General features: G+C 48.1%; 15 protein-coding genes. 1 reads left to right on the forward strand and 14 read right to left on the reverse strand.

The annotated features are described in order from the left end of the window. The 6 genes from JSQ97_RS07765 to JSQ97_RS07790 form a co-directional block, all read right to left on the reverse strand. Nucleotides 1-693 (reverse strand): SH3 domain-containing protein (locus JSQ97_RS07765; RefSeq protein ID WP_205075530.1); only part of this gene is annotated, 693 nt, incomplete at its 3' end. 142 nt (nt 694-835) lie between these two features. Beyond that, a complete protein-coding gene (locus JSQ97_RS07770) occupies nt 836-1,180 on the reverse strand; it encodes a type II toxin-antitoxin system HicB family antitoxin (RefSeq protein WP_205075531.1) in 345 nt (114 codons plus the stop codon). Continuing rightward, on the reverse strand, nt 1,167-1,430 hold the full coding sequence (locus JSQ97_RS07775; RefSeq protein ID WP_205075532.1) for a type II toxin-antitoxin system HicA family toxin: 264 nt from the start codon (nt 1,428-1,430) through the stop codon (nt 1,167-1,169). Before JSQ97_RS07775 ends, JSQ97_RS07770 begins: the two co-directional genes overlap by 14 nt. Nucleotides 1,431-1,574: 144 nt before the next feature. Continuing rightward, complete coding sequence (locus JSQ97_RS07780) at nt 1,575-2,639, reverse strand: M42 family metallopeptidase (protein ID WP_205075533.1); 1,065 nt, start codon at nt 2,637-2,639, stop codon at nt 1,575-1,577. 74 nt (nt 2,640-2,713) lie between these two features. Next, entirely contained in the window at nt 2,714-4,051 is a 1,338-nt protein-coding gene (locus JSQ97_RS07785) for a Na+/H+ antiporter NhaC family protein (protein ID WP_205075534.1), read from the reverse strand. A 248-nt stretch (nt 4,052-4,299) separates the two neighbouring features. Then, nucleotides 4,300-5,259, reverse strand: a complete 960-nt coding sequence (locus tag JSQ97_RS07790; protein WP_205075535.1) for a DMT family transporter — start codon at nt 5,257-5,259, stop codon at nt 4,300-4,302. 158 nt (nt 5,260-5,417) lie between these two features. Between JSQ97_RS07790 and JSQ97_RS07795 the strand changes: the two genes are divergently transcribed. Continuing rightward, nucleotides 5,418-6,263 (forward strand): phosphohydrolase, encoded by an 846-nt coding sequence (locus JSQ97_RS07795; protein ID WP_205075536.1) that lies wholly within the window; start codon nt 5,418-5,420, stop codon nt 6,261-6,263. 151 nt (nt 6,264-6,414) lie between these two features. On the opposite strand, the gene JSQ97_RS07800 is transcribed toward JSQ97_RS07795, so the two are convergent. The 8 genes from JSQ97_RS07800 to JSQ97_RS07835 form a co-directional block, all read right to left on the reverse strand. Then, nucleotides 6,415-6,873, reverse strand: a complete 459-nt coding sequence (locus JSQ97_RS07800) for a DUF4431 domain-containing protein (RefSeq protein WP_205075537.1) — start codon at nt 6,871-6,873, stop codon at nt 6,415-6,417. Between the two features lie 9 nt (nt 6,874-6,882). Beyond that, a complete protein-coding gene (locus JSQ97_RS07805) occupies nt 6,883-7,227 on the reverse strand; it encodes a hypothetical protein (protein ID WP_205075538.1) in 345 nt (114 codons plus the stop codon). 61 nt (nt 7,228-7,288) lie between these two features. After that, the gene (locus JSQ97_RS07810) at nt 7,289-7,966 is read right to left on the reverse strand and encodes a hypothetical protein (protein WP_205075539.1); all 678 of its coding nucleotides are present in this window, start codon (nt 7,964-7,966) and stop codon (nt 7,289-7,291) included. Nucleotides 7,967-8,063: 97 nt separating this feature from the next. Beyond that, nucleotides 8,064-9,590 (reverse strand): tripartite tricarboxylate transporter permease, encoded by a 1,527-nt coding sequence (locus tag JSQ97_RS07815; RefSeq protein WP_205075540.1) that lies wholly within the window; start codon nt 9,588-9,590, stop codon nt 8,064-8,066. Between the two features lie 29 nt (nt 9,591-9,619). Further along, entirely contained in the window at nt 9,620-10,087 is a 468-nt protein-coding gene (locus JSQ97_RS07820; protein ID WP_205075541.1) for a tripartite tricarboxylate transporter TctB family protein, read from the reverse strand. A gap of 68 nt (nt 10,088-10,155) precedes the next feature. After that, nucleotides 10,156-11,121 carry a tripartite tricarboxylate transporter substrate binding protein gene (locus tag JSQ97_RS07825; protein WP_205075542.1) on the reverse strand — a complete coding sequence of 322 codons (966 nt, stop codon included), beginning with the start codon at nt 11,119-11,121 and terminating at the stop codon, nt 10,156-10,158. A 263-nt stretch (nt 11,122-11,384) separates the two neighbouring features. Next, entirely contained in the window at nt 11,385-12,269 is an 885-nt protein-coding gene (locus JSQ97_RS07830) for a dihydrodipicolinate synthase family protein (RefSeq protein WP_205075543.1), read from the reverse strand. 182 nt (nt 12,270-12,451) lie between these two features. Beyond that, nucleotides 12,452-14,236 (reverse strand): flavocytochrome c, encoded by a 1,785-nt coding sequence (locus JSQ97_RS07835; protein ID WP_205075544.1) that lies wholly within the window; start codon nt 14,234-14,236, stop codon nt 12,452-12,454. Nucleotides 14,237-14,818 lie beyond the last annotated feature (582 nt).

The raw sequence follows: 14,818 nt of genomic DNA on the forward strand, positions 1-14,818 counted from the left end.
ATACGGATTATTATTAATATATAAATATTCGCCGTCAATTTTCCAAGTCTGCGAGTAATAACGATTTTTCATCAAAAACACAGTCTTATCCGGAGATATCGATTCCAATTCAAATTCTTCCGCTTCTCCGTCTCCGCCGTGAATCCACGTTCCGTTTTTATATGAAACGGAATGACAACCTAAACCGAAACCGTAATCTTTTCCCCATGGAGTATCTATTTCTTTCGGTTCGGAAATTGTTTTATGCGGACTGCCTACAAAATAAAGCCCTGCTAATTTTTCCCATGCGGCGGTATCCGATTCATTTTTAAATTGAATCTTTTCAATCTTAAAATCTCGGTTGCTCAAATCGATATAATCAAACCTGCCGACATAATCGGACAAATAACCGCCGAAGTACCAACCTTTTGTCCCTTTTTTTATAACGTCTCCCGACTTTGATTTTCCGTTTAAAACTTCTATCTTCACCCAATTACTGCGAATTGAATCGATTATTTCTTCTTTTCCCAATTCCAGTATTTTTACTTTAGAGCCGACCCTCATAACGGCGACAACGGAACTTGCCGTTGATTCCTCCGAACGCAATCTAAGATTTTCTTTTACATACATTTCTTTATTTATTTGCATATTTGTTTCTGCAAATATAAATAGAGCGATAAAAAAGAATCCGGTGCTACAAAATATTTTTTTCATTTTTTCCTCAGGGAATCATATTGTCGGTGTGTGAGTATAGCAAATTTTCAGTCGCACGACATCGTCTTTGAACAATCACAGCAACCGCGCATCGTTCATGTTGCGAAGCGAAGCAGCAGGGTTTTATCTTCGAGCCGTACGTTTATCGGGGAGCGATTTGCATTGCGGCAATTTCGTCTTTTAACGACTTCTCTACGAAGCTGTTAAGCGACATATCAAGCTTTTTTGCGGCAACGGCGACTTGACTGTGAAATAACGGCGTGAGGCGGACATTGAACTTACCGGAATAGGGTTTTTCGGGTTCGATACCGTCTTCTTTGCACCATTCAAGATAATCATCGACCGAAGCACGGAACTCTTTTTCCACCTCGTCCACTGTAGTACCTTGAAATGTAATAACCGTGCGGGTATTGAGTACTTCTCCTGAAAAAATGTGCGCGGTATCGTCATACTCAACCGTGCCGATAAAACCTTTATAATTCATCATGTTTTACCCCCGCATTATCTAAAAATTTCCGCATCGATTTTACGGCACCTTTATCCGTAATTTTTTGCGGGTGCGGACGATGAAAAACAGCCCGCTCGCCGTTCAGCTCGATACGCACTCGTGAACCGTGTCCTTCCGATATTTTGGCTCCCAAAGAGTGCAAAAGATTTTCTATTTCCCGCCATGCAATATCCGCCTGTACGGGATCCTTAAATATCGCGTCATACAATTTTTTTTGCTTCGCGTTCACAGATAAACAGTACTATAAATCGGTACCATTGTAAATATGTGCGTTGTCCGTCCGCCGAATTTTAAATCCTGCCGAATATCGGGATGCGGCGACACGAATAAAAAAAACGGAAAAGCGAAAGCCTTTCCGTTTTCAATCACAGTTTCAGTCGATGCTCTGTATGTATTTTAAGATAAGATCGACAGCACCTTCCAGGTCGTCGATATGCACCGTGCCGACGGCCGTATGCATATAGCGCTGCGGAACGGATATGATGCCGGTGAGCACACCGCTTCCGCTCGTTGCGAGCGTCCATCCGTCGGTACCGCCGTTGATCAAAACTTCGCGCTGGAATTCGATGTTGTTTTTTTCGGCGACCGCTTCGAAAGCGCGCGTCATCTTTTTGGAAACGTTGTTTCCCATCGTGGAGCCCATGTCCCAATCGTAATATTTAATGGCCGGGCCTTTTCCGAGTTCGATACAGCATTCGCTCAGTTCAAGTCCGGACGCACCTCCTGCAATCGTTACGTCTACGACGATCGCGATATCGGGCTTGACCGAAAAACCCGCAACTCCGGCGCCGCGCGCGCCGACTTCTTCCTGCACCGTTCCGATGAGCGTCAATTCGTTTTTAATGCCGGCTTCTTTTGCGCGCCGCATCACTTCGCAGATGACCGTACAGCCTACACGGTTATCGACGGATTTGCCTGTATAGATTTTACCGCCGTTAATAAATTTTCCCGTTCTCTGATAGTGACCGTAATCGCCGATACGCACACCGAGCTTTTCGGTTTCCGCTCTCGTAAGCGTGCCGACATCGACATAGATACTGTCGAACGGGATCACTTTTTCTCCTTCATCGCCTTTGAGCATGTGCGCGGGTTTATAACCGGTGACGCCTTCGATCATACCGTCTTTGGTTTTGATTTCGACGTCCTGATTTATGAGCATGCGGTCGTCGTGGTATCCGACAGGCGCGATCAAAAGCTGACCGTTGTCGTCGATATAGCGCACGATAAAACCGATTTCATCCATGTGTGCGGCCAACGCAATTTTTTTATTGCCGCCCCGCGCGTTTTGCGTAAGGATAATATTGCCGAGCGCATCTTCTCTGCAGCTGTCGTAAAAACCTTCGAGTTCTTTTTTTATCTGCGCGGCAACCGCTTCTTCTTCACCCGAAACGCCGAACGTGTTGTCGAGCGCGCTCAATGTTTTTGCCAATCGTTCCATATATCATACCTCCTCAAACTGAATAAAATTATGACAACCGCTAAAATTCCAATCGGATTTTTAGCGGTATACCGTTATGCTATAAATCCGAATATCGTATATAAAATCGCCGACACGATCACGCCGATGATGCCGTAGGGCAGCGATGAAAAACTCGTTTCCGCAGGCGATATCTCACATGCGCCCGAATTGACGATAACCGCATCGCCGTACATACAGATTTGGCTTCCCCATGCGGAAGCGGAAAAGATTGCCGCCGAAACCAGATACGGGTTGGCTCCGATCTGCGTCGCAAGCGGAACGGCAATGGGAAGCATGACTGCCGCCATATCCCAAAACATTCCCGTAAAATACGCAAACGCGGTTGCCGTCAAAAATACGACGAGGGGAAGCATTTTACCGGACATAAACGGGCGAACCAAATCGATGATGTATTCCGCCAAGCCGAGTTTCGTATTCGCATCGACGAGGACGAAAGCGATTGCCAAAATACACGCGATCGGCAGCATATTTTTCATGCCTTCCAATGCGATGTCCATAAAATCTTTTATGTTTAATTTTTTTGTAACGGAATACAAAACGATCGCCGCAATGAGCGCACCGACGATACCTTTTAAAACGTCTATGCCGGTAATGATCGTCACTGCAATCAAAACCGCTACCGGTATGATAAAAAACCATACCGGAGAAGATGCGCCTTTATCGTCCGCCTGCGAAATCTCCGTATCCGAAACGATACCTTTTTCCGCGTTCGCTTCGTGCTTTTTCATCGGACCGATGTCGGGCATGATCCGCAATGCGACGAGCAGGGAAACGGTGATCGCAATCATCGGATAGAATTGAAACGGGATCGTTTTTATGTAGCCCGCCATCGCGTTTCCGTCGACCGAAAGATTTTGACTCGCGATGAGGCCGGAATAAAACACCGCCCACGTCGAAATCGGAATAAGCGATGAAAAGGTTCCTGCCGTCGAATTCGTAAGATACGCGATCTTCGCGCGCGATATCTTGTGTTCGTCTCCGACTTTTTTCATCGATGCGCCGATGACCAAATTGTGCAGATAGTCGTCGATGAATATGGCGAGCGACGAAACCCACAACAGCAGCATTGCGCTTCGTTTTGTTTTCGCGTATTTACCGATGGTTTTGCTGAAACCGCTGAGCGCTCCCGACTGTTCGATCAGTTGAAGCAAAATTCCGAAAAAGAGCGTTACCAGGATGACCCACAAAACGCTGTCGGTTTTCAAAACTTCGATCAGCGAATCCAGCCATGCGCCGATAAAATTCTGCTTTGCCAAAATGATAAATCCGATCAACGAACCTATCAAAAGCGAATCCAGCGTCTTTTTTGTCGTAATTGCGATAACAAATACGAATACAACGGGGATGAGAGCGATGATGCCGTACTGCATAGAAAATTCTCCTTGCGTTTTTAAAGATAAAAATCTTTAGTTGTTTTCGATGATCACATATCTTATAAAGACAGTTTCATCGGTTTTATATTTTACTTTTTTAATTTTGTTATATTAACACGAGTATTTTTATCTGTCAAATTTTTAGTTTTTATTGTTTTTATAGTGTTTTTGTTAATTTTCACCGCAAGAGGCTTTATACATCTTTTCCGTCCGCGTGTCGTTTTCCGAAAAGCCTGCCGCGGCGCTTACATTTGACTGCGGGTTTTTTTATTCGATAACATAAGCCCGCAGATCGTAAGCATAACGCCCGCTATACCGGGTACGGTGATCCGCTCTCCGAGTGCAAAATACGCGAAAACGATCGTCACGACGGGAATCAAATAGATGCCGACGGTCGCGCGGACGGCGCCGAGCTTATCGCATGCGGTGTTCCACGCGGCAAAACAGAGCGCGGACGCGGCGACGCCGAGGAAGAGCAGGTTTACCCAGTTGAGCGGTTTTGCAAATCTGGCCATGTTGACGGCCGCATCGAAGCTTACAAAAAAATTATTGTTGTTTTCCGCGAGCGGAGAGAATGCGCCGAAGAGTACGAGCGGCGCCATAAAGATGAGCGCATAAAAAAATATGCGTCGTACGACCGCCAATTTGTTAAGGCGCAGCGCGTTGATCTTCGTGACGAAGAGCGTATAAAATCCCCATGAAACAGCGGAACCGAGCGCGAGCAGATCGCCTTTCGGTTTTAAGTGAAATTCCGCCGCACCGTTAAAGCTTACGAGCGCGACACCTGAAATCGCGATGATAAAACCTGCGATAAAAAAAGGCGTGACGTGTTTTTCATGCAAAAAAATCTGCGCGACGATTGCGGCGAAAATCGGGCAGATCGAAACGATGACGCTTATGTTCGATGCCGACGAAAACATGATCGCGATGTTTTCGAGAAATTGATATACCGCGACGCCGCTTAAGCCCGCCGCGGCAAAAAGCCGTTCGTCTTTTTTTCGTTCGAGCCTGAGTCGATGCGGGCAGAGAATCCACAGCATGGCGTATGCAAATAAAAACCTGATGACGAGAATTTCGAGTGCGGAAAAATCTTTTAAAAGCGATTTCGTGCAGACAAAGGTGATGCCCCATATGAAGATCGAAAAAGCGGCGAAGAAAAAACCGGTAAAGGATTTTGATTTTTGCGGCCGGCGAATTTCAAACATGAGGGAAGTATAGCACATTCGCCTGTTTTTTTCACACAGCGTACCGATTGCCGTACGCAAAGTGACCGCGCACCGCGCCGCACAAAACCGCGCACCGCCCGTGACGTTTTTACGCATTCCGTTTACAATAGACATCGTACTTATAACAGGAGCAAATCATGAAAACCGAACGATCGCCGAAAGAAATTTCGGTCGATAAAAAAATCATATCCGCGCTTGAAAAGCTGATCGCGCTTACGCCGGAAAAAGACGGTTTACCGCTCACCGTCGCAAAAGCGCTCATGCGCGACCAGGAAATCGAAGCGGTGCAAAATTATGCCAACAACGTTTCGATCGTACGGCTCGGCTACAACGATCACGGGCCGGTACACATGCGCACGGTTACGCACAACGCGATCAAAATGACGGAGATATTGTACAAAGCGGGCGTGCAGTTGAGTCTGCAAAAAGAAAAAGCGGGCACCTTTGCCGACAGTCTGACCGCCATTATATTCGCTTCGTTTTTGCACGACTTCGGCATGTCGATCGGCCGGCAGGATCACGAATTGTACAGCGTTTTTCTCGCGCTCCCCGTCATCGAACGGCTGCTCAACAAATTCATTCCCGGAGGCGAAAACATCGTGCGGCGCGTAACCGTCCGCTCGCTCGCGATGGAAGGCATCGTCGGCCACATGGGTACGCACAAAATCCATTCGCTCGAAGCCGGCATCATCCTCATCGCCGACGGCTGCGATATGACAAAGGGCAGAGCGCGTATTCCCCTCGGACTCGACAACGCTCCGACGATCGGCGACATCCATAAGTATTCGGCGAACTCGATCGAACGCGTCGAAATCGGCGCAGGCAGCGAAAAACCCCTTCGCATTCAAATATACATGTCGGCGGAAGTCGGTTTTTTCCAAATCGAAGAAGTGCTGCTGCAAAAGATAAACGCAAGCCCCGCAAAACCCTACATCGAACTGCTCGCCGGCGTCGAAGGCGAAGCGATGAAACAATATTTATAAGCGCACAGGTTTCGGAGACGTCGTTTTCGGACGAAACCTTTTTGCCATCCGCCCTTCCGCCGCTTGCTCACGCGCGGCGTCCTCGCTCCGCTGCGGTCGCTGCCTTCGGCACGGCTCCACGGCGGCGTAGGCTGTATCGTAATGCGGGCGCTTATCGGCCGTAGTTTATTAAAATGGCTCCTTCATAAACATCTTCAACGATTAAAATAAAATCCGTATGATGATGCCCTGTCGTTGCTTTTTGCATTTTACCGGAAACCGTATATTTTTTCCCCGCATCAAAGTTTTTTCGATAACCGGCAGTAAATACCAACTGGATTTCTTTTAGAAAGATATGTTTCCCTTCATCGTCGTATAATATCGGTGTATCCGGCAACAGAAAAAAATATGTTTCAATGGTGTCGTCATTCGGATTTTCGCCGAAATTCGGCGGTCCGTAAAAACCTTTTTCTACAATGGTTCCGGTAAGGGTTATGATTTTTTTATCACAACAATCGCTTTTGTCATATTCCCGAAAAAGAATTTTTGAAAAAGTATTGCCGCTTGATTTTGCTGTCATAATCATCGTAATCAGTAAAATTAATAAATTCTGTTTTAATTTCCGTTTCACAATCCGCCTTCATTTCATAAAATTATTCTCATCGTCGTACGAACTCATTGTCCGCTCTATTCGAAAATACCTTGTAAAAACTTTTCCCGATTTATTTCCTGTAACAAGATATTGAAAAAAATCGTTGATACGGCGGTTCGCTTCCATCGCATATTCATGCAATGCAGGGGAGGGTTTGTATTCCGAATCGAGTAATTTTTGTGGAAAAATATTAGCCGGTTCTTGCTCCGTTTTGTTAAATTCGAGCGGAATGTCTGCTGCATCTTTGTTGGGCATCATGCCTGTGATAACAAATAGGTACATCAATATAATTGATGTGAAAAATATTTTTTTTATATTCAATTTGCCGATCACTCTATCTCCTCATTATAACCCGAATTTTATTATCCGAAAACTGCCCGCAAAACAGCAATCCTTATTCCTGTTCGTACATCAGTTTATCGCTGTTCCATCTGACAGTGATTGTATAGCTTTTATGATCTTTATATTTTTCCAGTTCGATGTTTTTTTTACGCGCATCCGCTGAAATTATATAACAAAAACTGTATTCATTGTACGGCAATATCATCTTAAATTGACCGTTAAAAAATTCATATATGACTGGATACTGAACGACGTTGGCTACATACAAACAAATTTGATCGCGTCCTGTTCCGTTGAAATCGCCGACCCATCCGTTGGCACAGGATCGCCCCAACATCGGCATGGGTATTTTTAACAACTCCGAATAAATCTCCGCCAATCCATCTTCTTTGTAACCTGCTCCATAATTATCCAACGAATAGGAAGCAACGACCTTATTTTTATCAATAACAAAAACCTTAGCTTTGTCAACGCTTTTAGCTAGTCCTCTACTGTATAAATCGGCATTACGCATCGTATCAAAAGAAACCAAAAACTCATCATGCCCCGAATTTGTAAAGTTACCCGGTACAATCTCAAGTATAAAAAGTTTTTTCCCTGCCGGTAAATCTTTATTGACAAAATCGGAAATGATTTTTGCCGTGGTCTGATTTGTTTGCGCCCGGAGAGAATATGCGCGCAGTGCTGCGGCATACAATAAAAACAATAACATCGCTTTCATTTTATTCATACTGTTAGACTCCTATTTATCTTTTTTTTACTCAGCCGACACGGTATAAAAAACGGCTTCCCGCATTGAGGAAGCCGTCGATAAAAAAATCTCGCACTTATCCCGCCTTTCGCGCACTGCCCTTCCGCGCATCGATTATATTTTTAATAACCGGCCAAGAGAACGCAAGGATCGTCGCGATCAAAAGCACGCAGGAAACGGGTCGCTGCACGAAAGTCATGAGCTTCCCATGGCTCATCACGAGCGCACGGCGGAAGTTCGCTTCCATCATATTGCCGAGGAGCAGTCCGAGCACAAAGGGTCCCGTCGGGAAATTATATACTTTGCACACAAAGCCGAGAAGAGCAGCGACAAACATGACGATAACGTCGAAAAAATTATTATTAAGCGCATAGGAGCCGACGACGCACAAAAGACATACCGCCGTCCAAACGGTCGGCTGCGAAACGTTCAGCACTTTCGCGGACGCTTTTGCGGTAATGAGGCCGAAGATCAAAAAGACGACATTCGCAAGCAGCATGAGCAGCATGATCTTTGCGGTAAAGTCGGCATTTTCAGTAAACATTTTCAAACCCGGCTGCATGCCGTACATCGTCAAAGAGCCGATAAGGATCGCGGTAACCGAATCACCGGGAATGCCGAGCGTCATCATCGTCGTCATCGCCCCGCCGATAACCGCATTGTTTGCGGTCGAAGAAACGGCGAGCCCTTCGATCGACCCCTTTCCGTATTCTTCGGGATGCTTACTCATTTTTTTCGCATTGCCCCACGAGATGATCGATGCGATATCGCCGCCGGCTGCGGGGATCGCGCCGATGAGCGTTCCTTCAAAGGCACCGATAAGCGTCGGTATCGTGAGTTCTTTGAATTCCTTAAACGACGGCAAAACGCGGCCGAGCGCAAGATTGACTTTCCGCGCTTTCATTTCCGCCGCTTCTTCAGCGCGGTTCCGCGAATACATCTGATACAGCACTTCGCCGATGCCGAACATACCGATCATAACGGGGATAAATGAAATACCGGCAAGCAGGTCGACCGAACCGAAAGTAAATCGCGGCACGGCAAGAAGAGGATCGAGTCCCACGCAGCTGAGCAGGATGCCCGCGACGCCGAGTATCGTACCCTTGAGCACGTTGCCGGTCGACACGGCGATCATCATCGAAAGGCCGAAAAGCGCGAGCATACAGTATTCGGGTGCATTGAACGTTACGGTAAAATTCGCTATCGGTGTGGAAAACAAAATAAGACACAGCGTCGAAAAGACCCCTCCGATAAACGAATAGATGACGTTTATACCGAGCGCGAGACCGCCTTTTCCCTGCCGGTACATCTGATAGCCGTCAAGCGATTGACTTATGGAAGCGGGCGTTCCCGGCGTATTTATTAAAATCGCGGAAATGCCTCCCGAAAAAATCGCAGCGTTCCACAGTCCCATAAGCAACGCGAATCCGTTTGCCGGCGGAAACCAAAATGTAATCGGCGTCATAATGGCGATACCCATCGTTGCGGACAGGCCGGGCAGCGCGCCGATCACCGTACCGATTACGACTCCGAGGCATAAAAACAATAAAACCGATGGCGTACAAAGTTCAAAAAAAGCCTTAGCAAAAATTTCGAGTGTCATACATACTCCCGTATACTATCTATCGTCTTTTAAATATTGAATTGGATGGAAAAGCCTACGACAAAGGCCAAATAGATAAAAGCGACAAACACGACCGAATAGATGATATTGAATTTCCACGTTCGCTCAAATATAAAATTAAGAAAAATCACAAGCGCGAGCGCCCACAAAATAAATAATTTCGTAAGCTGCCACAAAATAAAAAATATGACGATGGCCGTTATCGTCAGTACGAGCATTTTAATATTTTTTTTTGTTTCTTCACTGGCGGCGGCGGACCGAGCTTTTTCATTTTTTTCACGGATGCTTCGAATTATTAAAACGATACCGAGAATTCCCAAAACGGATCCGAGCAGCACAGGGAAAAAACCGGCTCCCGGAACTCCGTCGGAAGTTTGCGCGTTGAAGCGCATCGTATTTTCCACGAGCGTATAAACGGTCACTCCGAAACCCAAAAGTGTTATTGCAATGCCGGATATCGCATCACCTTTGCGCATGACGGCAACCTCCTTTTTACACGATAAAAATCGCCCCCGCGAAAATGCGGGAGCGACTGATACAAGTATTATTTCTTCAGCAATACGGGAATCAATTTACCGTAATAGCTCAACTCTTTTGCGGCGGCCGCATCCATATCGGAGCCGCTCAAATACGCGTGTTCAAAACCTCTCGATGCGAGCAGTTCTTTTACCGGTTTCGAATTTAGGGCAACGGACGACGCTTTTTCGAGGATACTCACGATTTCGGCGGGCGTACCCTTCGGAACGGCGAACGCACCCCATCCCTGAATCGCAATATCGATGCCTTTTTCGCGGGCGGTCGGAACGTTCGGAACGACGGACGAACGGCTTTCACCGAGAATAATTAAAACTCTCAGTTTACCGTCGTTGACGAGGCTTTGCACTTCCGACGGAGAAACGGTAACCGCTTCGATATTGCCGCCGGCAAGAGCTGTTACGGCAGGGGCTGCACCTTCAAACGGAACGTGAGTAAATTTAACGCCGCATTTGTCTTCGACCGAAGCGGCCGCGACGTGCCAGATGGATCCGGTGCCGGAATTTCCGACGCGGACTTTTCCCGGATTCGCTTTCGCATACGCGATAAAATCTTCAATCGTCTTCCACGGAGAATCCGCTTTTACCGTGACGGCCGACGGAATCGTCATCGCCCGTCCGATGAATTTGAAATCGTCGGTACTCAAATCGGTAAGACCGAGTGCGCGGAGCATCGTCGATTCGACGGGCATATACGCGATCGTGTAGCCGTCGGCCTTTGCATTTTTGACCCGCGTCAATCCCGTCGCGCCCGACGCACCGGTGATGTTGCTCACGGTAATCGTACCGGGGAGCGCTTTTTCAAGTTCCGACGCATAAATGCGCGCCGTCGTATCGGATGCGCCGCCTGCAGAATACGGAACGATCAGAGAAATCTGTTTGTTGCCGGGAAATTTAACACCGTCTTCGTTACCCCGTGCAAAGCCCCAAGAAATTACCGCTGCCGAAAGCAGACACAGTATTCCGATCCTTTTCATACTACCTCCATAAAAACTTTTGCAGAAAGTTTCAACTTTCGAAAAAGTTTTTAGCCGTGCGCAAACGCGCACATGTCGAATAATCGAGTTTGCAAAATACGGTATACCATATCTATTCTGTTTTTATTAAAACGATACACATACACTTCTTTTGCAAACATCCGTGCAAACTCGAGATAAAAAGCGACGGCGATATTTCAGACGGCGCTTTTTATCGTACCTCCATAAATAAAAAGCCATATACCTCTACACCGTATTTGCAATTACAAATACGGTGCAACCTCTTTTTTCAATTCCGCAACCTGCGCGGCAGTCAAATCGAGAAGCGGGCGACGCATATATCCGCCGCGAATACCGCGCATCGTTAAGATATTTTTGAATATGGACATATTCGCGCCGCATTTCATAATCATCGCCAATTTCGTTGCTTTAACCTGCGCTTTCCGAGCCGCGGCAATATCGCCCGATTGAAACGCTTTATAGACCTCGACGAAAGCTTCCGGAAACGGGCCCGAACAACCGGACACCGTACCGTCGCAGCCGCACGACAGCGCGGGCAAAAAGAGATCGTCCGCTCCGGGAACAACCGAAAAATTTCCTCCGCGCACTTGCAGATATTCGTTTATCCGGCGCATATCGGCAAAACTGTATTTTACACCGACGACGTTTTTACACGCGGAAGCGATCTCTTCCATCGTCGCAGCCCCGATGTCGTTGTGCGCGAGCTGAGGAATCACATATACATACACGGGAAAATCGTCCGGCAGCGCGGCGCATACCGTTTTATAATATTCGACCATAGCGCGGTCATCGACATGGAAAAACACCGGCGTAATGATACCCACGCCGTCAGCACCGATGCTGTGCGCGTGTTTTGCAAGACGGATCGTACAGTCCTGACACATTGCACCGACGTGGACGAAAACCGTTACGCGGCCGGCGGCTTTTTTGACGACGGTTTCGGCGACGAGTTCGCGCTCTTCGGCGGACATCGAAAACATTTCACCCGTCGTACCGCACGGATACAAACAGTGAATGCCTTTTTGAATTAAAAATTCGGTCTGCTCTTCAAGCGCAACGACATCCACTTTATTGTCTTGAGTAAACGGCGTCGTCATAGCGGTAATAACGCCGTATAATTTTTTCATAGAACCTCCCATAAAAAACGGCTCGGCATTCAAAAGCAGCTACGATATTTCAGACGCCGCTTTTGAACTTCACATGAAATCGATAAGTACGCAAAAGCAGCTTTCCCCGAAGAGAAAGCCGCCTTTACATCATCGCCTGTGCTTCAAAGCCCTTCCGAAAGGTCTGCTTTTGAAACGGATGATCACTTAGCCGCCGCTGCGTTCGTACCGGCGATGCGTCCGAATACGACCGTATCGGTCAGCGCGTTGCCGCCCAAGCGGTTCGCACCGTGTATGCCGCCGGTAACTTCGCCCGCCGCATACAAGCCCGGAATGATTTTTCCGTCGGTATTGTACACGTGACAGCCCGTATCGATTTTGACGCCGCCCATCGTGTGGTGAACCGTCGGAACGCGGGGAGCCGCATAGAACGGCGGCTTGTCGATCGGCGTCGAATAAAGCGTACGACCGAACGCGTCCTTCGATTTATCAGCGACGTGTTTGTTGAAATCGTCGAGTGCGGCTTTCAAATGATCTGCGGGAACGTTTATAGCTTTCGCAAGCTCTTCGACGGAGTTCGCTTTCACCGCACGGCCGGCCGCAACGAGTTCGTTCGCGGATTCGTTGAAATTGTTTTTTTCGTCGCCCGTCGGATAGCAGTGCGAATCGAGTACGATCCACATATAGTTATCCGGCTGATGAAACAGCGCCATCGTCATAACGTCGCGCCTCGCGCCTTCGTCGACAAAGCGGTCGCCGTTTTTATTGACAAAGATGCGGCGTTCGACATCCATTTCGATATTGCCGGAAAGGCTTCCCGTTTCGGGATCACCGAGCGGCAGGAGCTGGATGTTTTCCATCTGTACGAGCTGAGCGTGAAGCGGTTCGAGCATGGCAAAAGCGTCTCCCGTCGAACTCGGCGGGTTCGTCGAAGGAATATTCGCGCCGAGCGTCGGCCACTGTTTGTTGTATTTTTCGCGCATTTCGACGTTGCGTGCAAAACCGCCGGTCGCAAGGACTACGCCCTTATTTGCGCGGAGCGTCACTTTGTTACCCGTTTCACCGATCGCATTGACGCCGACGACTTTACCGTTTTCGACGATAAAGCTTTCGCCCTTCGTATTGAGCATCACTTCGATGCCCTCGTGCGAATCGATGTAGCGATTATAGGTTTTGAAAAATCCCGTGCCGACGGGATCTACTGGTTTATGTGCGCGAGGCCACAAACCGCCGGTCACCGTAAACGTGCCGGGCTTGAATTCCATGCCCATCGATTTGAGCCACTCGACGCCTTTCCACGCATTGTCCGTAAGCACATGGATCAAAGCGGGGTCTCCCTGTTTGTCGCCGCCCTCATAGGTCTGCTTATAATGCAGCGCGACCGAATCCTTGTTCGCCTTTGCCGTTTCACTGCCGTCGTCGACCGCGTTCAGCGCACCTCCGGCCATGATCGTATCGCCGCCGACGCGTGCCGTCTTTTCGATGATGATGACCGTTGCGCCGTCCTGATTTGCCTGAACGCCGGCTGCCATACCCGCGCCGCCCGCGCCGACAACGATAACGTCCGCCGTCTTTTCAACGTCTGCCGCTTTCGTTTCCGCAGAAGAATCGGTTGCTGCATTCAGCTTTTCGATATCGACGCCCGCACTCTTCAGCGCCGCATCCGTTGCCTGTATGATCGCGCGGCTCGTGATCGAACATCCGCCGATAACGTCGAGGTTCGTTTTTTGAGCAGCGACGATCTGCGCCGGGATCTTTTCGATCGCAGGATCGCTGATACCGGGCGTTTCGTTGTGCTTCGTCACCGTTACCGATTCGATTTTCGAACCGGAAAGCTTTACCTGCACCGTGAGCGCACCGCCCATACCCGTACCCTCGCCGGTATAGGTTCCCGCTTTGAATTTGCTTCCGCCTCCGCAAGAAACAAAAAACAGTGACGCTGCAAGCATCACCGCCGCCGTCCGCTTTAAGAAAGCGAATTTTTTCATTTTTCCTCCCATAAAAACTTTTGCAGGAAATATCAATTTCCGAAAAAGTTTTTAGCCGTGCGCGTGTGCGCACACGTTCAATAGTCGAGTTTGCAAAACAAAACGTATCGTATTCATGCGATTTTTATCGAAATAACACGTATACACGTCTTCTGCAAACATCCAAGCAAACTCGAGATAAAAAGTGTCGGCGATATTTCAGACGGCGCTTTTTATCGTACCTCCGTTGCAAAACGTATTATATATGCGCTTTTCGGCAGAACAAATCCCGCACGTCCGCGCTTAGAGACGATTTTCCAAGTTCAATTTCCGATTTAATAAAATGCGTCATGCAAGTTTGATATTAGCATATCGGTTTATAAATGACAATGTTCGCGACGGCGTTTGTAGACGGCGTTGCAGCAGGATATATCGGCGCATACATTTCGAACGGGCGGCACACCAAGCACCTTCCGTATTTCGGACAGGCATTTCTTTCTTACGGGTGTTGCGCCTCGCCCGCTCGGCGCCGGGCTTTCCGGGATTCCGCGCATAAGCGCTCCATTCCCTCCCTCGCTCCGCTCGGTCGGGAACGGCTCCGCC

The sequence above is a fragment of the Treponema sp. Marseille-Q4523 genome (genome assembly GCF_016901105.1).
In the GTDB taxonomy this organism is placed as follows: Bacteria; Spirochaetota; Spirochaetia; order Treponematales; family Treponemataceae; genus Treponema_D.

Coding starts and splice junctions, on each gene's coding strand:
- JSQ97_RS07785 (WP_205075534.1), bottom strand. CDS start 4,051: ATGCAGTACGGCATCATCGCTCTCATCCCCGTTGTATTCGTATTTGTT.
- JSQ97_RS07795 (WP_205075536.1), top strand. CDS start 5,418: ATGAAAACCGAACGATCGCCGAAAGAAATTTCGGTCGATAAAAAAATC.
- JSQ97_RS07770 (WP_205075531.1), bottom strand. CDS start 1,180: ATGATGAATTATAAAGGTTTTATCGGCACGGTTGAGTATGACGATACC.
- JSQ97_RS07790 (WP_205075535.1), bottom strand. CDS start 5,259: ATGTTTGAAATTCGCCGGCCGCAAAAATCAAAATCCTTTACCGGTTTT.
- JSQ97_RS07825 (WP_205075542.1), bottom strand. CDS start 11,121: ATGAAAAGGATCGGAATACTGTGTCTGCTTTCGGCAGCGGTAATTTCT.
- JSQ97_RS07835 (WP_205075544.1), bottom strand. CDS start 14,236: ATGAAAAAATTCGCTTTCTTAAAGCGGACGGCGGCGGTGATGCTTGCA.
- JSQ97_RS07810 (WP_205075539.1), bottom strand. CDS start 7,966: ATGAATAAAATGAAAGCGATGTTATTGTTTTTATTGTATGCCGCAGCA.
- JSQ97_RS07815 (WP_205075540.1), bottom strand. CDS start 9,590: ATGACACTCGAAATTTTTGCTAAGGCTTTTTTTGAACTTTGTACGCCA.
- JSQ97_RS07820 (WP_205075541.1), bottom strand. CDS start 10,087: ATGCGCAAAGGTGATGCGATATCCGGCATTGCAATAACACTTTTGGGT.
- JSQ97_RS07780 (WP_205075533.1), bottom strand. CDS start 2,639: ATGGAACGATTGGCAAAAACATTGAGCGCGCTCGACAACACGTTCGGC.
- JSQ97_RS07830 (WP_205075543.1), bottom strand. CDS start 12,269: ATGAAAAAATTATACGGCGTTATTACCGCTATGACGACGCCGTTTACT.